The sequence below is a fragment of the Bradyrhizobium iriomotense genome, assembly GCF_030160715.1.
Lineage (GTDB): Bacteria > Pseudomonadota > Alphaproteobacteria > Rhizobiales > Xanthobacteraceae > Bradyrhizobium > Bradyrhizobium iriomotense.
Genome location: NZ_BSOW01000012.1, coordinates 181,225 through 196,315, shown reverse-complemented (window position 1 = coordinate 196,315; position 15,091 = coordinate 181,225). Strand labels below are relative to the sequence as shown.

General features: G+C 63.9%; 18 protein-coding genes. 11 read left to right on the top strand and 7 right to left on the bottom strand.

The genetic code is table 11. From position 1 onward, the window contains the following. Nucleotides 1–2: 2 nt before the first annotated feature. Nucleotides 3–452, bottom strand: coding sequence for a MaoC family dehydratase (locus QQL28_RS18850; RefSeq protein WP_284267617.1), 450 nt, complete (start codon nucleotides 450–452; stop codon nucleotides 3–5). A 136-nt stretch (nucleotides 453–588) separates the two neighbouring features. On the opposite strand from QQL28_RS18850, the gene QQL28_RS18845 reads away from it, so the two are divergent. Next, nucleotides 589–882 carry a DUF4282 domain-containing protein gene (locus QQL28_RS18845; RefSeq protein WP_284267615.1) on the top strand — a complete coding sequence of 98 codons (294 nt, stop codon included), beginning with the start codon at nucleotides 589–591 and terminating at the stop codon, nucleotides 880–882. A gap of 142 nt (nucleotides 883–1,024) precedes the next feature. Here QQL28_RS18845 and ychF read toward each other — a convergent pair whose 3' ends face one another. From ychF to QQL28_RS18825, 4 genes are all read right to left on the bottom strand, one after another. Further along, nucleotides 1,025–2,122: a redox-regulated ATPase YchF gene (gene ychF, locus QQL28_RS18840; RefSeq protein ID WP_284267614.1), complete on the bottom strand. Its 1,098-nt coding sequence runs from the start codon at nucleotides 2,120–2,122 to the stop codon at nucleotides 1,025–1,027. A gap of 163 nt (nucleotides 2,123–2,285) precedes the next feature. Beyond that, nucleotides 2,286–2,891, bottom strand: a complete 606-nt coding sequence (pth, locus tag QQL28_RS18835; protein WP_284267612.1) for an aminoacyl-tRNA hydrolase — start codon at nucleotides 2,889–2,891, stop codon at nucleotides 2,286–2,288. 60 nt (nucleotides 2,892–2,951) lie between these two features. After that, the gene (locus tag QQL28_RS18830; protein ID WP_284267611.1) at nucleotides 2,952–3,680 is read right to left on the bottom strand and encodes a 50S ribosomal protein L25/general stress protein Ctc; all 729 of its coding nucleotides are present in this window, start codon (nucleotides 3,678–3,680) and stop codon (nucleotides 2,952–2,954) included. Between the two features lie 167 nt (nucleotides 3,681–3,847). Beyond that, nucleotides 3,848–4,117, bottom strand: a complete 270-nt coding sequence (locus tag QQL28_RS18825; RefSeq protein ID WP_284267610.1) for an accessory factor UbiK family protein — start codon at nucleotides 4,115–4,117, stop codon at nucleotides 3,848–3,850. Nucleotides 4,118–4,290: 173 nt separating this feature from the next. On the opposite strand from QQL28_RS18825, the gene QQL28_RS18820 reads away from it, so the two are divergent. From QQL28_RS18820 to QQL28_RS18795, 6 genes are all read left to right on the top strand, one after another. Continuing rightward, on the top strand, nucleotides 4,291–5,022 hold the full coding sequence (locus QQL28_RS18820; protein ID WP_284267609.1) for a dienelactone hydrolase family protein: 732 nt from the start codon (nucleotides 4,291–4,293) through the stop codon (nucleotides 5,020–5,022). A 12-nt stretch (nucleotides 5,023–5,034) separates the two neighbouring features. Next, the gene (lgt, locus tag QQL28_RS18815) at nucleotides 5,035–5,877 is read left to right on the top strand and encodes a prolipoprotein diacylglyceryl transferase (RefSeq protein ID WP_284267608.1); all 843 of its coding nucleotides are present in this window, start codon (nucleotides 5,035–5,037) and stop codon (nucleotides 5,875–5,877) included. 21 nt (nucleotides 5,878–5,898) lie between these two features. After that, the gene (locus QQL28_RS18810; protein ID WP_284267607.1) at nucleotides 5,899–7,020 is read left to right on the top strand and encodes a class I SAM-dependent methyltransferase; all 1,122 of its coding nucleotides are present in this window, start codon (nucleotides 5,899–5,901) and stop codon (nucleotides 7,018–7,020) included. Next, on the top strand, nucleotides 7,017–7,784 hold the full coding sequence (pgeF, locus tag QQL28_RS18805) for a peptidoglycan editing factor PgeF (protein WP_284267605.1): 768 nt from the start codon (nucleotides 7,017–7,019) through the stop codon (nucleotides 7,782–7,784). Before QQL28_RS18810 ends, pgeF begins: the two co-directional genes overlap by 4 nt. Nucleotides 7,785–7,887: 103 nt before the next feature. Beyond that, on the top strand, nucleotides 7,888–8,493 hold the full coding sequence (locus QQL28_RS18800) for a hypothetical protein (protein WP_284267604.1): 606 nt from the start codon (nucleotides 7,888–7,890) through the stop codon (nucleotides 8,491–8,493). 217 nt (nucleotides 8,494–8,710) lie between these two features. Beyond that, nucleotides 8,711–9,664, top strand: a complete 954-nt coding sequence (locus QQL28_RS18795; protein ID WP_284267602.1) for a ribose-phosphate pyrophosphokinase — start codon at nucleotides 8,711–8,713, stop codon at nucleotides 9,662–9,664. Nucleotides 9,665–9,731: 67 nt separating this feature from the next. On the opposite strand, the gene QQL28_RS18790 is transcribed toward QQL28_RS18795, so the two are convergent. Together QQL28_RS18790 and QQL28_RS18785 are read right to left on the bottom strand one after the other, a co-directional pair. Next, entirely contained in the window at nucleotides 9,732–10,730 is a 999-nt protein-coding gene (locus QQL28_RS18790; RefSeq protein ID WP_284267600.1) for a dienelactone hydrolase family protein, read from the bottom strand. Between the two features lie 32 nt (nucleotides 10,731–10,762). Beyond that, nucleotides 10,763–11,854, bottom strand: a complete 1,092-nt coding sequence (locus QQL28_RS18785) for a serine hydrolase domain-containing protein (protein WP_284267598.1) — start codon at nucleotides 11,852–11,854, stop codon at nucleotides 10,763–10,765. Nucleotides 11,855–11,952: 98 nt separating this feature from the next. Between QQL28_RS18785 and QQL28_RS18780 the strand changes: the two genes are divergently transcribed. The 4 genes from QQL28_RS18780 (at nucleotide 11,953) to QQL28_RS18765 (ending at nucleotide 15,083) form a co-directional block, all read left to right on the top strand. Next, a complete protein-coding gene (locus QQL28_RS18780) occupies nucleotides 11,953–12,282 on the top strand; it encodes a PadR family transcriptional regulator (RefSeq protein ID WP_284267596.1) in 330 nt (109 codons plus the stop codon). After that, a complete protein-coding gene (locus QQL28_RS18775) occupies nucleotides 12,279–12,851 on the top strand; it encodes a DUF1700 domain-containing protein (protein ID WP_284267594.1) in 573 nt (190 codons plus the stop codon). The genes QQL28_RS18780 and QQL28_RS18775 overlap by 4 nt, the downstream gene beginning before the upstream one ends. Nucleotides 12,852–13,023: 172 nt before the next feature. Then, a complete protein-coding gene (locus tag QQL28_RS18770; RefSeq protein ID WP_284267592.1) occupies nucleotides 13,024–14,052 on the top strand; it encodes a putative zinc-binding metallopeptidase in 1,029 nt (342 codons plus the stop codon). Beyond that, nucleotides 14,049–15,083 carry a D-alanine--D-alanine ligase family protein gene (locus tag QQL28_RS18765; RefSeq protein WP_284267590.1) on the top strand — a complete coding sequence of 345 codons (1,035 nt, stop codon included), beginning with the start codon at nucleotides 14,049–14,051 and terminating at the stop codon, nucleotides 15,081–15,083. Before QQL28_RS18770 ends, QQL28_RS18765 begins: the two co-directional genes overlap by 4 nt. The last annotated feature ends 8 nt before the right edge of the window (nucleotides 15,084–15,091 follow it).

Sequence of the window (15,091 nt, the reverse complement as noted above, 5' to 3'; positions counted from 1 at the left end):
ACTTAAGTCCCTTCGCGCCGCTTGATCAGGATCGGCGAGGTCATCTCGCAGAGCGCCTCGCCTCGCGCGTTGCGCGCGGTGCATTTGAACTTGACGATGCCGAGCTCGGGCCGGCTCTTCGAGGCGCGCGCCTCCACCACGTCGACGTCGAGGGTCAGTTCATCGCCGGGCCTCAAAGGAGAGAGCCAGCGCACCTCGTCAACGCCGGGCGAGCCGAGCGAGGCGGCGCGGGTGATGAAGCCGTCCGCCATCATCCGCATCATCAGCGAGCAGAGATGCCAGCCCGAGCCGGACAGGCCCTTGAGCATGCTCTTGCTCGCAGCCTCCTCGTCGAGGTGCATCGGCTGCGGATCGAACTCGGCGGCAAAGGCCAAGATCTCGTCGCGGCTGACATGGCGAGGGCCGAACGTGCCGAGACGGCCGGGGGGAAAGTCTTCGAAGGTCAGGGTCATCTTGGTGATACAAACGGGAATGACAGATTGTGGCCGCACTTTGCGGCAATCTCAACCCGCCCACCCGCATGGCTCGTGCTACATTCGGTTGAGTCGGATTGACGCGGGTCAGGTTCGATTTGCCGGGGGAGAGAGAATGTTCACATTCAGCGACCTATTTCAGTGGGACCGCTTCATCACGCCGACCATCATCAAGACCTTCTACTGGCTGGTGATCGCGCTGATCTGCCTGTTCGGCATCTCCGGCATCTTCTCAGGGCTCGCAGCGATGGCGATCAGCCCGTTCGCCGGATTTTTGGTTGTGCTCTATTCGATCGCAAGTGTCGTTGTCGGCATCGTGTTCTCGCGCATCGTCGCGGAGTTCATCCTGATCGTGTTCCGCATCAACGAGCATCTCGGCGCCATCCGCGACCAGGGCGGGATGCGGTGAAACCCTCGTGTCCCGGATGCGGCGCGGCATGAAATGACGCGACGCAGAGCCGGGACCCATGCATCCACAATAGAGGAGTTTGGGCCCCGGCTCTGCAGCGCACCGCAAGAGCGCTGCGCTGCGTCCGGGGCACGAAAGCTCGTTACGTATTAAACCTGAAATGCATCACGTCGCCGTCGGCGACGGTGTACTCCTTGCCTTCGAGGCGCAGCTTGCCGGCATCGCGGGCGCCGGCTTCGCCGTTGAGGGCGACATAGTCCTCATAGGCGATGGTCTCGGCGCGGATGAAACCCTTTTCGAAATCGGTGTGGATGACGCCGGCCGCCGCGGGTGCCTTGGTGCCGCGATGGATGGTCCAGGCACGCGCCTCCTTCGGCCCCACCGTGAAATAGGTGATGAGGTCGAGCAGTGTGTAGCCGGCCCGGATCAGGCGATCGAGGCCGGCTTCTTCGAGGCCCAGGGTCTCCAGGAAGTCGACGCGCTCTTCGCGCGACAGCGTCGCGATCTCGGATTCGATCTTGGCGGAGATCACGACGGCGACGGCGCCCTCCTTCGCGGCCTGCTCCTCGACCGCCTTGGAGAAGGAGTTGCCGGTGGCGGCCGAACCTTCCTCGACGTTGCAGACATAGAGCACCGGCTTCGACGACAACAGGCCGAGCATCGAAAAGGCGCGCTCCTCCTCCGCCTTGCGCTCGACGAGGCGCGCGGGCTTACCGTCGCGCAGCAGCACGAGCGTGCGGTTGACAAGGTCGAGCTGCTCCTTGGCGTCCTTGTCGTTGCCCTTGGCCTTCTTGGAGAGGTTGTCGACGCGCTTCTCGAGGCTGTCGAGATCGGCGAGCATCAGCTCGGTCTCGATGGTCTCGATGTCGGCGAGCGGCGCGATCTTGCCCTCGACATGGGTAATGTCGGAGTCTTCAAAGCAGCGCACGACATGCGCGATCGCATCGACTTCGCGGATGTTGGCCAAGAACTGGTTGCCGAGACCCTCGCCCTTGGACGCGCCGCGCACGAGGCCTGCGATATCGACGAAGGTCAGACGCGTCGGGATGATCTGCGCCGATTTCGCGATCGCCGACAGCTTGTCGAGCCGCGGATCCGGCACCGCGACCTCGCCGACATTCGGCTCGATGGTGCAGAACGGATAGTTCGCCGCTTGCGCAGCCGCCGTCTCCGTCAGCGCATTGAACAAGGTCGACTTGCCGACATTGGGCAACCCGACAATCCCGCATTTGAATCCCATCGTGTCCTCTGACGCAGTGCGTAGGGTGGGTTAGCGAAGCGTAACCCACCATTCTTTGTCGCAACGTGGTGGGTTACGCCGAGCGGACTGCGCTTCGCGCAACCGCAGGGCTAACCCACCCTACACATCCCTGCCCGTCATCCGCAGGCTGCGATGACGAGCATTACTCTTTGCCGTTGTCGTCCTTGGTCAAAAATCCCTTTGCCTGCATGGCGAGATGCACCCTGTTGGCGAAGGTCGCGTCCGTGCCCTTGGCGAGCAATGCGGCGTGCTCGGCGACCGCGTCGCAGAGCGTCCTCACCCATTCGTCGTCGGCCTTGGCGAAGTCCGACAGCACGTGGCCGTGCACCAGTTCCTTGACGCCGGGATGACCGATGCCGAGCCGCACCCGGCGATACTCGTTGCCGATATGCGCGGAGATCGAACGCAGGCCGTTATGCCCGGCGATCCCGCCGCCGATCTTCACCCGCACCTTGCCCGGCGGCAGCTCGAGCTCGTCCTGGAACACGGTGACGTCGCCGGGCGCGATCTTGAAGAAGCTGGAGGCTTCCTGAACGCTCCGGCCCGACTCGTTCATGTAGGTCGTTGGCTTGAGCAGGATGACGCGCTCAGTCCCCAGCGTGCCTTCGGAGGTCTCGCCCTGAAAGCGACGGCGCCATGGCGCGAAACCATGACGCCGCGCGATCTCGTCGACGGCCATGAAGCCGACATTGTGCCGGTTGCGTGCGTATCTCGCGCCGGGATTGCCGAGCCCAACAAAGAGTCGCATGACGCGGCGCGCCCCTCGCTTGGCGCGCGGTCAGAAGCCGCGCGCCAGCGCCTTGAGAGATTACTTCTTCTTGTCGCCGCCGGCCGGAGCCTTGGCAGCCGCTGCCGGAGCAGCACCCGCTGCGGGAGCCGCCGCACCAGCCGCCGGAGCCGCCGCCGCGGGCGCAGCGCCCGGAGCAGCCGCACCTGCTGCAGCCGCAGCCGCCGCCTTCTGCTCTTCCGCGTAGCCCGAGGGCGGCACGATGGTGACGAGCGTTGCGTCCTCGCGCGTCAGCGCCTTGACGCCGGTCGGCAACTTCACGTCAGACAGATGCAGCGAGTAACCGATTTCGAGCTGGCCGACATCCGCCTCGATGAATTGCGGGATGTTCTCGACCGAGCACTCGAGCTCGATCGCGTGCGCGACGATGTTGACGGTGCCGCCGCGCTTCACGCCCGGGGAGGTTTCCGCCTTCACGATGTGCAGGGGCACGCTGATGCGGATGGTGGCGCCTTGGCCGAGCCGCATGAAGTCGACATGGATCGGGAAGTCCTTGACCGGATCGAGGTGGAAGTCGCGCGGAATCACGCGGTGCTTCTTGCCTTCGAGGTCGATGTCGACAAGGGTGGTCAGGAACCGGCCGGCGAGGATGCGCTGGCGCAGTTCGCGATCGTCAACCGAGATCGGGAGCGGGGGCTGGTTGTTACCATAGATCACTCCGGGCACTCTCCCGGCGCGACGCTCAGCCCGGGCGGCCCCCTTGCCGCTCTTCGGACGTGCGGTCGCCTTCAATTCCTTGACGGTCGCCATAACGTTAAGTCCTTGTTTTTGCAAAAGTTAATGGGCCGCAAGGCGGCCCATGGTTTCGCCGCAGCAAGCCTCCAGGGGTGCGGGGGCCGCGGACGTGGCGGGCTTTTAGCCGGAAGCTGCGGAAATGACAAGGAGAATGGATGCCCGCCGGGCTACGGGCGTTCCCGTCAGCTGGTCGGATTGGGCGCACTGCCGAGCTTGGCCTCCAGCGCCGCGATCCGGGTTTTCAGGGCCTCGTTCTCCTCGCGGGCGAGGCGCGCCATGTCCTTGACCGCCTCGAACTCCTCGCGCTTCACGAGGTCCATGTCGCGCAGGAATTTCTCGGCCTGGGTGCGCATGACGGTGTCGAACTCGCGCTTGACGCCCTGGGCGGCGCCGGCAGCGTCATTCATGAGGCGTCCGATCTCGTCGAAAAACCGGTTGGTGGTCTGTGTCATGGCGATCTCCGGATGCCTTTGCGCAAACGTATGCTCGGGAAGACAATGGCGATCCTGACACCGCCGATCAAGGCCCGTGCGCGCGCCTGAGCCGTCCTTGTCATGCTCTGGTTTCCTTGCCATCGTATTGATCGGCTGGGCATAATAAGAATCAGAAAGCAAAGCGCGAGACCATGATCGACCAGCAGATCGAGATCCCGACCAAGGACGGCTCGACCACCACCTTCATCACCCATCCCGAGCGCGGCGGCCCGTTTCCCGTCATCATCTTCTATATGGATGCCCCGGCGATCCGCGAGGAGCTGCGCGACATGGCGCGCCGGCTGGCAACGTCCGGCTACTACGTGATGCTGCCGAACCTCTATTACCGCTCCGGCGTGATGGAGATCGGGCCGGTGCCGCCCGACCCGAATGCGCCGGAACGCAAGCGGATGTACGAGCTGATGGGCTCGATCAACATTCCCCTGATCATGGACGATACGCGCGCGCTGCTCGGCTATGCCGAGGGCCAGGCGGCCGCCAACACCAAGCTGGTCGGCACCGTCGGCTATTGCATGAGCGGCCGCTACGCCGTCAACGCTGCCACGCATTTTGCCGATCGTGTGAAGGCCGCCGCCTCGATCTACGGCACGCATCTCGTCACCGACCAAGCCGACAGCCCGCATCTCGCGGCGAGCAAGACCAAGGCCGAGCTCTATTTCGCCTGTGCCGAGACCGACATCTACGCGCCGGCCGAGATCATCGACAAATTGACTGAGAGCGTGAAAGGCGCCAAGGCCGAGGTCGAGATCTATCCCGGCACCCATCACGGCTTCGCCTTCCCCAAGCGCCCGGTCTATCACCGCGACGCCGCCGAGCGGCACTGGGAGCGCCTGCTGGCGCTCTATCGCCGCAATCTTGTCTAGAACCAAGGCGCGATGCCGTTTCTTCTGATCAACTTCCCTTCCTTCGACCCGATCGCGATTGCGATCGGGCCGTTCGCCATCCGCTGGTATGCGCTCGCCTATATCGGCGGGATCGTGCTCGGCTGGATCTACGCCCGCTCGCTGGTCAAGACCGACAGGCTGTGGAGCGGACCGGCGCCGATCTCGCTGGTCCAGCTCGACGATTTCATTCTCTGGGTCACGCTCGGCATCATCCTGGGCGGCCGCACCGGCTATGTGTTGTTCTACAACCTGCCCTTCTTCATCGAGCACCCCTCGGCGATCTTCAGATTGTGGGAAGGCGGCATGTCCTTCCATGGCGGCTTCCTGGGCTGCGTCGTCGCAGTGATGTGGTTTGCGCGCCGGAACGGCATCTCGATCCTGTCGCTCGGCGACATCACGACCGCTGTGGGACCGATCGGCCTGTTCCTGGGGCGGCTCGCCAATTTCATCAATGGCGAGCTGTGGGGCCGCGCCGCCGATCCGAGCCTGCCCTGGGCGATGATCTTTCCGACCGGCGGCAACGTCCCGCGCCATCCGAGCCAGCTCTATGAAGCCGGCATGGAAGGCATTTTGCTGTTCATCGTGCTCGCGGTGATGATCCGCCTCGGCGCCTTGAAGCGGCCGGGGATGATCCTCGGCAGCTTCATCCTGATCTATGGCCTCACCCGGATCATCGGCGAGCATTTTCGCGAGCCGGACGCGCAGCTCGGATTTTTGTGGGGCGGGTTAACCATGGGCATGCTCTTGTCGATCCCCATGCTTATTGTCGGCACCATACTTATTGTATTTGCAGTGCGGCGCGGTGCACCCAAACCGCTTCAGGCCATTCGTTAATTCATTTCGAGAAGACAGGCTGTGACCGACTCGCCGCTGCTGAACGAGATCAAGGCGCTGATCAAATCCTCCGGCCCGATGCCGGTGTGGAGGTACATGGAGCTGTGCCTGATGCATCCGCGTCACGGCTACTACATCTCACGCGATCCGCTCGGGCGTGAAGGCGACTTCACCACCGCGCCGGAAGTCAGCCAGATGTTCGGCGAGCTTCTGGGGTTATGGACGGCATCGGTGTGGAAGCACATGGGCTCGCCGCCTCTGTTGCGTCTGATCGAGCTCGGGCCCGGCCGCGGCACCATGATGGCGGACGCGCTGCGCGCGCTGCGGGTGCTGCCGCCGCTCTACCAGGCGCTCCAGGTCCACATGGTCGATGTCAACCCGGTGCTGCGCGAGCGTCAGAAGACGACGCTGTCGAGCGTGCGCAATATCACCTGGCACGACACGATCGACGACGTGCCCGAAGGCCCCTCGATCATCCTCGCCAACGAATATTTCGACGTGCTGCCGATCCACCAGATGGTGAAGCGCGAGAACGGCTGGCACGAGCGCGTCGTCGACATCGATGCGAACGGCAAGCTTCAATTCGGCGCCGCCGCTGATCCGACTCCGCGCTTCGACGTGCTGCTGCCGCCCTTGGTGCGGGCGGCGCCCATCGGCGCCGTGTTCGAATGGCGGCCGGATGCAGAGATCATGAAACTCGCTGCCCGCGTGCGCGATCAGGATGGCGCAGCGCTGATCATCGACTACGGTCATTTGCGCAGCGATGCCGGCGACACCTTTCAGGCGATCGCCCGCCACACCTTTGCCGATCCGCTGAAGGCGCCGGGCCAGGCCGACGTCACCGCCCATGTCGACTTCCAGGCGCTTTCGCGCGCCGCCGAGGACGTCGGCGCCCGCGTCCATGGCCCGGTGACGCAGGGCGAGTTCTTGAAGCGCCTCGGCGTCGACACTCGGGCGGCCGCGTTGATGCAGAAGGCGACGCCAGAGGTCGCCACCGACATCGCCGCGGCGCTGAAGCGGCTGACCGATACCGGCCGCGGCGGCATGGGCTCGATGTTCAAGGTGCTTGCCATCTCCGAGCCGCGGCTCACCTCGCTCGCGGCCCTAAGCGACCATGTTGAGGAAGGTGACGACGCGTCATGACTCTCGGCTCCTCGCTGCTCTCGGCCGTGCCCGGCCTGCGCCACGCCTTCTTCACCCGCGAGGGCGGCGTCTCCAGCGGCATCTATGCCGCGCTCAACGGCGGGCTCGGCTCCAATGACGATCCGGCCCACGTCGCCGAGAACCGCCGCCGCATGGCCGAGCATGTCGGCGTCCGGCCTGAGCATTTCATCAGCCTGCACCAGATCCACTCGCCCGACGTGCTCGTCGCCGACGGCGCCTGGCCAAGCGGCCCGCGGCCGAAGGGCGATGCGCTCGTCACCCGCACGCCCGGCCTCGCGCTCGGCGTCTCCACTGCCGATTGCGGACCGGTGCTGTTCGTCGACCCGAACGCGCGGGTGATCGGCGGCGCGCATGCCGGCTGGAAGGGCGCGCTGACGGGCGTGCTGGAGTCGACCATCGACGCGATGGAAAAGTTAGGAGCCGAGCGCGGCCGCATCATCGCCGCGATCGGCCCTCTGATCCGTCAGGAAAGCTATGAGGTCGGCAACGAGTTCGTCGCGCGCTTCATCGAAGCGGATGCAGACAACGCCGTGTTCTTCGTTCCCTCGGTGCGCGAGGGCCATGCGATGTTCGATCTCGCGGGCTTCATCCGCATGCGGTTGGAAACCGCCGGCATTCTGATGATCGACGACCTCGGTCTCGACACCTATGCCGACGAGCGTTTCTTCAGCTACCGCCGCTCGGTGCACCGCAAGGAGCCGGACTACGGCCGTCACATCCACGCGATCGCGCTCGAAGCGTGAACACAATAGCAACGCGTGCCTTCGCGAGCCCCGGAATGCCTGACATCTGTGGCTCCGCTGCCCTAGACCTTAATGCATTTTAACGATATCGCTGCCCTCCATAATGAGGGAAGCGTCATCATTCTTGCGCCGCGCGGGCACGCGCGTGCTGGCAGCCGTGCTGCTAGCGGCATCGTGTGCGCTTGGCGGCTGCGCCGGTGGCGGTGCAGCGAGCAACTCCTATGCGATGGCGCCGCCGAGCGGCGGCAGCGGGACGACGGTGGCCTTCGAATCCATCGACGGGCCGCCGCCGCAGGTGTTCGATCGCATGGTCGGGGTGCTCGACAGCGAATCAAAGCTGCGCAGCCTCTCCATCGTGTCCCGCGAGGGCCAGGCTGCCTATCGCGTGCGCAGCTACCTCTCCGCACAGGTCGTCCGCGGCAAGACCATGATCGCCTGGGTCTGGGACGTCTATGACGCCAACCAGCAGCGGGCGCTGCGCCTGTCGGGCGAGGAACCGGCCGCCAAGGGCGGCCGCGACCCCTGGTCGGCCGCCGACGATCTGGTCCTGAGGAAGATCGCGCAGGCCGGATTCAGCGGACTTTCCAATATGATCAACGGAATGCCGGCGGATCCTCCCGCCTTGCGGGGACCTGCGGTGGCGAGCGTGCTGCCGGGCCCGCCCGCACCGGAGATGCCTGCCGCGGCGCTCGGCTACACGGATCGATAACCACGACGAGATCCTTGCTCGATCCCTGGCCTGATCCTTGGCCTGCCCCTCTGCCAAAGCGTTGACCAGATTCAGGATTTTCGACGGGATATCGTAGCTTCACGGGTTGCCAGCGGCGCCTTCTGCCTGATATTCCCCTGCCCGTCGTCGTAACCGTGCTCCGTGGGTATCAGGGATGTTGAACGTCGTATCCAGCAAAGCGCGGGAGGAAGCGTCCATGTCGGCCAAGAACGGCTCCATCAAGCTTGTCGCCGGCAACTCCAATCCGGCCCTCGCGCAAGCCATTGCGCAAGGCCTGGACCTTCCTTTGACGAAAGCGGTCGTCCGGCGCTTCGCCGACATGGAGATCTTCGTCGAGATCCAGGAGAACGTCCGCGGCTCGGACGCCTTCATCATCCAGTCGACCTCGTTCCCGGCGAACGACCATCTGATGGAATTGCTGATCATCACCGACGCGCTGCGCCGGTCGTCGGCGCGCCGCATCACCGCGGTGCTGCCCTATTTCGGCTACGCCCGGCAGGACCGTAAGTCGGGTTCGCGTACGCCGATCTCTGCAAAACTCGTCGCCAATCTGATCACGCAGGCCGGCGTCGACCGCGTCATGACGCTCGATCTGCATGCCGGCCAGATCCAGGGCTTCTTCGACATTCCGACCGACAACCTCTATGCCGCGCCGCTGATGGTGCGCGACATCAAGGAGAAGTTCGACCTCTCCAAGGTGATGGTGATCTCGCCGGACGTCGGCGGCGTGGCGCGTGCGCGCGGCCTCGCCAAGCGCATCAACACGCCGCTCGCGATCGTCGACAAGCGCCGCGAGCGTCCGGGCGAGTCCGAGGTCATGAACGTCATCGGCGACGTCTCCGGCCACACCTGCATCCTGATTGACGACATCGTCGATTCCGGAGGCACGCTGGTGAACGCGGCCGATGCGCTGCTCGCCAAGGGCGCCAAAGATGTCTACGCCTACATCACGCATGGCGTCCTCTCCGGCGGCGCAGCCGCACGCATCACCAACTCGAAGCTGAAAGAGCTCGTGATCACCGACTCGATCCTGCCGACGGATGCGGTGATCAAGGCGCCGAACATCCGCACGCTGCCGATCGCCAGCCTGATCTCGGACGCGATCGCTCGCACGGCGGCGGAAGAGTCGGTCTCGAGCCTGTTCGACTAGTCTTCGCTTCTCCTCCCTGCTTTCGCGGGCGAAGCGGAATAGTTCGCTTTGCCAGCGATCCCGCGCTTTAAGGCTGGAGCTTTTGCCGAAGAAACTGCACCGCATCGCTGATCGATTGCTCCCGAACCGCGGCATCGAAAACCATCGAATATCCGGGAGCCTCGCTCATGCAGGCCCCGAGGAAGCCTGGCTCGAACGGCTTTGCTTGACCATCGATGAGGAAGGCCGGCCCTCTTGATCCGAGCAGGATGAGCGGACACTTTTTGGTGCTGACGTAGTCGGGGTAGAAGCGCAACGTCACCAGGCTGGGAACGGTCCACGCGTGGTGGGCTTCCCGGTAGATGACGGTTTCGATCGGCGCCGGATTGCCGGCAGCTCGGGCGTAGGCCAGATAGCTCTCGATCTTTGCCACGGGCAGATTGTCGTCTTTTTCGCCAAGCAACATCAGCACCGGCGACCCGGTATAGGCACCGCTTTCGGCGATCACGCCGTAATTTCCGGCGGGATAGAAGGCAACGTGCGCGGCAAAGCGGCCTGGTCCGGGATTGAGCGCCGAACGAAGCCGCTCAAAGGCCGTCAGATGAGCCATCTCACCGCCATATGAGAAACCCACGATGGCAATTCGATCGGCGTCGATCCTGGGCTCGCTCGCGAGCCGCCGCAGCGCGGCGTAGGCATCCGCAACGCCAGCGGGCAGATAGGCGGGCGACCCCGATAGAGCGGCTCCCGTCGTCCCGCGCGCAGCAAAGCTGTCGTAGGTCAATGTGGCGAAACCTGCCTTGCGCAATTCGGCGGCGGCATAGCCTTCATTGGCGTCACGATAGCCGCTGATCGTATGGACGACGATGACTGCGGGATAGCGATCCCTGGCTTCATCCGGAAAATCTAGACGCGCCCGAATGGTCACCGTTCCGTTCGGAGCCTCCCGCATCAGCAGCTGACGAAAGTCGCTGTAGGTCGACGATTGAAACGTGATCGTGGTCGTGCCGGCCTGCGGCGCCTGACAAAGTGCGGCCGCTGCTCCAAAGACGATCATCGCCGTGAGGACGCATAAAACCCGGCGCATGAGAGCCCTCCGATGCTCCTGCGCTTTCTCGTCTACGCAAAACTCGGCAGCACGACATCGCCCATGATGGTGCGGATCACGCCAAACTGTTCGGCGCCTGGCTTTGGATAGTTCCCGCAGTGGATCACCAGGACGAGATCGCGCGCGGGAATGACCGTGAGAATCTGGCCACCCCAGCCAACACCACCGAACCAATGCAAAGGCTGGCGCTGAGCTGCATTGTAGTCGCCCATGTACCAGTGATAGCCGTAGTTGCGGACGGCGCTGGTCGGGACCACGGGCGTGGTCACGCGTTTCACCCAATCGGCGGGAACGACGGACGTTCCGTTCCAGGTGCCACCTGCGAGCATGAGCTGCCCGATCTTGACGAGGTCGCGCGGCAGCAGGCGCAGGCCCGAGGCGGCGCGCGGCTCGCCATCCCTGCCGACGTTCCACTCGGACGGGCCGAAGCCGAGCGGATCGAACAATACGCGACGGCAATAGGCCGGCAACGCTTCACCAGTGCCCTTCGCGATCAGGCGGCCGAGCAGCGCGGTGGCGGCGCCGCAATAGGTCCATTTCACGCCGGGCTCGCCGATAATCGGGAGACCGAGGATGAAGCGATAGCGGTCCGGTGCCGCCTCCATCGCGCCTTCGCTGTTGCCGGGCTGGCCATAGGGAATCGTGAGCTCGTCCCATTCAAAGCCGAGCGTCATGGAGAGCACGTGGTGCATCGTGATCCGGTCACGGCCAGGCTGCTTGGCGAGGTCAGCGTACTCCGGAAACTGCTCATAGAGCTTGGCCTCGGGCGGTGGCACCTTGCCGGCCGCAAGCGCAACGCCATAAGCGAGACCGACCACGCTCTTGGAGACCGAGCGCAGGTCGTGCAGCACGTCCGGACCGAACACGACGTTGCCGACCGGTCGCCCCAGTCTCTCATCCTCACCCCGGCCATAGTGCTCAAACACGAGCTTGCCGCCCTGGCTCACCAACAGCGCGTGGAGACCGAACACCTTGCCGCTCTGCTCGACGTCGGCAAGACGCTGCGCCACGACGTCGGACGCCTGAGCCGCAAGCGCATAACGAGGAGCAACCAGGCCGGCACCGAGGGCAGCCAACACATGACGGCGATTGAGATGGATCATGGCTACGTCTCCTAAGAGCTACGTATTAACAGGTACCTTGCAATACATAGTACCTTGCTATATAAGTTCACTTCAAGGCGGTGTAGTCAAGTGGAGGAATGGCAGACTCCGCGAATCAAATTCAGCTGAAGAAGGGCGCGCTCGAACTCTGCGTGCTCGCGCTGCTCGCGCGCCGCGAGAGCTATGCCTATGAGATCGCCTCGACGCTCGCGGCCGGCGTCGGCATGGGCGAAGGCACGATCTATCCGCTGATGCGACGCATGCAGGATGACGGGCTCGTCGACACCCGCCTCGCCGAGTCCAGCAGCGGGCCGCCGCGAAAATACTACCGGCTGACGCCGGCGGGTCGCGCGGCCTTCACCGCACAGAAGCGCGAGTGGCGCACATTCGCGGACGCCGTCAACGAGTTGCTCGGAGACACCAGATGAAGCGTGCCGACTTTCTCCGTATCCTCCGCGACGGTCTCGCCGGGCTTCCCCGAGACGATATCGATGACATCCTCGACGACTACGCCGCCCATTTCGACGAGGCCCGCGCCTCCGGCCGACCCGAGGGGGAGGTTGCGGAAGCGCTCGGCGATCCGCGGCGGCTGGCGCGCGAGCTGCGCGCCGAGACGGGGCTTCGCCGGTGGGAAAATCATCATTCCCTGCAAAACTCCACGGCCGCGCTGCTGGCGCTGGGCGGCCTCGCCGTGGTCGATGTCATCCTGCTCCTGCCATTGCTGCTCGTCGTCATGCTGGTCCTGCTCGTGATCGCCTTCGTGATGCTGGTCCTCGGGATCGTCGGCATCGGATTGCTGATCAGCCTCTACAAGCATGCGGGCGACGGACGGATCGTCGAGCTCGCGTTGCGAGCGGCGGCGGGGATCGTGCTGGTGACCACGGGCGCGGGCTTCGGTGCATTGCTGCTGCTTGGACTCAATGCCGCCGTCAGATGGCTCGGCGGCTACGCGCGGCTGCATTACCGGCTGCTCAAGCCGGAGCAACCGATCGCCTGAGTCAGATGTCCGCCCCGGCCTCGGCGCTGACGACCTCGGCAAAGGGCGCGAGCGCAATGCGCCGTGTTCACCTCTTCACGCGCGCCGCAGCACGCCTCGAAGACCGGTTGTTGCCGGATGCGGCCCATGACATCATCCAGATACCGAGTCATCGCTGCCTACTGGATGCCTGATGCCACGCCGGAAATTTGCCTGGGAAAAGCTGTCGGATGAGCAGTTGCTCGAGCAACGCCTCGGCAGCCTCAGGGTTACAGTCGAAGGCACGTGGCTCGAGGATTGTGTCAGCACTCTCCACGAAGAGCTCGAAGAACGGGGTATCAGGCTGCGGCCGCACACCTGGATATCGAGCGAATGGTTTAGTCCGGCAGATGTGCCCGGCATCGCCATCCCATTCTATCTCGCCCATCCCCGTTTGATGAAGCTTGAGAAGAGGATGATGTTCGACGTCGAGGGCGGAACCTGGCGCGAGTGCATGGCCATCCTCCGTCACGAGGCAGGCCATGCCGTACAGCACGGCTACCAGCTGCAGCGCCGCCGGCGCTGGCAGCAGCTCTTCGGGCCGTCGTCGAAACACTATCCGCGCTACTACCGGCCCAATCCGGCCAGCAGGCGTTACGTCCAGCATCTTCGGCTCTGGTACGCGCAGAGCCATCCGGATGAAGACTTCGCCGAAACTTTCGCGGTGTGGCTGCGGCCGCGTTCAAACTGGCGCACGCGATATGCCGGTTGGCCAGCGCTGAGAAAGCTCGAATATGTTGACGAGCTGATGGGCGAGATTGCGGGCAAGCGACCGCTGATCACGACGCGAGAGCGTGTCGATCCGCTGCGTGATCTCAGCCAGACGCTCGAAGACCACTATAGGAAGAAGCAGGCGTTCTACGCCTTCACGCCGCCGAAGACCTACGACCGCGATCTATCCAGGCTCTTTTCGGCCGATCCACGACATCGACGGTCAAAGCCGGCTGCAGTCTTGATCAGGCGGCACCGCGCCAAGATCAGGCAGCTGGTCGCACGATGGACGGGCGAGAACCAACTTACGCTCGATGCCGTGCTTGACGACATGATCTCCCGCTGTCGTGAACTCGATCTGCGCGCCGTGGGCCCTGAACAGAAGCTCGTCCTCGACTTCACCGTCCTCGTGACCGCCAAGACCATGCACGCGCTGTTCGGCCCGTCGCGTCGAAAATGGATCGCGCTATGAGACGCCTCCGTATTCTCGTGCTCATGCATCCGGATTTCATGCCTCCGGACTCGACCGAAGGATACACCGCGCACGAAATCAACGCCTGGAAAACAGAATACGACGTGGTGAGCACCTTGCGCGCGGCCGGCCATGAGGTTCGCCCACTCGGCGCGCAGGAGGAAATCAAGCCGGTCCGCGACGCGATCGAAGACTTCAAGCCGCACGTGGTTTTCACGTTGCTCGAGGAGTTCCACTATAACGTCGCGTATGACCAGCATATTGCGAGCTACCTCGAACTGATGAAGGTCCCGTACACCGGGTGCAATCCGCGTGGCCTGATCCTGGCGCGCGGCAAGGACCTGTCCAAGACGCTGGTGCATCATCGCCGGATCGCGGTGCCGGCCTTCGCAGTTTTCCCGATGCGCCGCAAGGTCAAACGGCCAGCGCATCTTGCGCTGCCGCTGATCGTCAAAAGCCTGAACCTGGACGGCTCCTTTGGCATCTCGCAGGCGTCGATCGTCGATACGGACGAGAAGCTCGCAGAGCGGGTCGCCTTCATCCACGATCGGATCGAATCTGCCGCCATCGCCGAGCAATTTATCGAGGGACGAGAGCTTTATGTCGGCGTGCTCGGCAACAATCGGCTGCGCGTTCTGCCGGTTTGGGAACTAAAATTCGGCAGCATGGGCGGGCGCAGATCACGGCACATCGCCACCGAAAAAGCCAAACACGATCCCGACTATCAGGAGCGCGTCGGAATTGTCGACGGACCAGCGAAAGATCTGACGCCTGAAATGACCGCTCGCATTCAGCGAGCTGCAAAACGCATCTACCGGGCGCTTGGACTCGATGGATACGCGCGCATCGATTTTCGTCTCTCGGCCGACGGCACTCCGTATTTCATCGAAGCAAATCCCAATCCCGAAATCGCGAAGAGCCAGGAGTTTGCCACCGCAGCTCAACACGACGGCCTCAATTATCCGGACCTCCTGCATCGCATCCTGACGCTTGGAATAAGCCGCGCCAAGGCAGGCGTATCCCTGGGCTGAAGGCAGAA

Coding starts and splice junctions, on each gene's coding strand:
- QQL28_RS18850 (WP_284267617.1), bottom strand. CDS start 452: ATGACCCTGACCTTCGAAGACTTTCCCCCCGGCCGTCTCGGCACGTTC.
- QQL28_RS18845 (WP_284267615.1), top strand. CDS start 589: ATGTTCACATTCAGCGACCTATTTCAGTGGGACCGCTTCATCACGCCG.
- ychF (WP_284267614.1), bottom strand. CDS start 2,122: ATGGGATTCAAATGCGGGATTGTCGGGTTGCCCAATGTCGGCAAGTCG.
- pth (WP_284267612.1), bottom strand. CDS start 2,891: ATGCGACTCTTTGTTGGGCTCGGCAATCCCGGCGCGAGATACGCACGC.
- QQL28_RS18830 (WP_284267611.1), bottom strand. CDS start 3,680: ATGGCGACCGTCAAGGAATTGAAGGCGACCGCACGTCCGAAGAGCGGC.
- QQL28_RS18825 (WP_284267610.1), bottom strand. CDS start 4,117: ATGACACAGACCACCAACCGGTTTTTCGACGAGATCGGACGCCTCATG.
- QQL28_RS18820 (WP_284267609.1), top strand. CDS start 4,291: ATGATCGACCAGCAGATCGAGATCCCGACCAAGGACGGCTCGACCACC.
- lgt (WP_284267608.1), top strand. CDS start 5,035: ATGCCGTTTCTTCTGATCAACTTCCCTTCCTTCGACCCGATCGCGATT.
- pgeF (WP_284267605.1), top strand. CDS start 7,017: ATGACTCTCGGCTCCTCGCTGCTCTCGGCCGTGCCCGGCCTGCGCCAC.
- QQL28_RS18800 (WP_284267604.1), top strand. CDS start 7,888: ATGAGGGAAGCGTCATCATTCTTGCGCCGCGCGGGCACGCGCGTGCTG.
- QQL28_RS18795 (WP_284267602.1), top strand. CDS start 8,711: ATGTCGGCCAAGAACGGCTCCATCAAGCTTGTCGCCGGCAACTCCAAT.
- QQL28_RS18790 (WP_284267600.1), bottom strand. CDS start 10,730: ATGCGCCGGGTTTTATGCGTCCTCACGGCGATGATCGTCTTTGGAGCA.
- QQL28_RS18785 (WP_284267598.1), bottom strand. CDS start 11,854: ATGATCCATCTCAATCGCCGTCATGTGTTGGCTGCCCTCGGTGCCGGC.
- QQL28_RS18780 (WP_284267596.1), top strand. CDS start 11,953: ATGGCAGACTCCGCGAATCAAATTCAGCTGAAGAAGGGCGCGCTCGAA.
- QQL28_RS18775 (WP_284267594.1), top strand. CDS start 12,279: ATGAAGCGTGCCGACTTTCTCCGTATCCTCCGCGACGGTCTCGCCGGG.
- QQL28_RS18770 (WP_284267592.1), top strand. CDS start 13,024: ATGCCACGCCGGAAATTTGCCTGGGAAAAGCTGTCGGATGAGCAGTTG.
- QQL28_RS18765 (WP_284267590.1), top strand. CDS start 14,049: ATGAGACGCCTCCGTATTCTCGTGCTCATGCATCCGGATTTCATGCCT.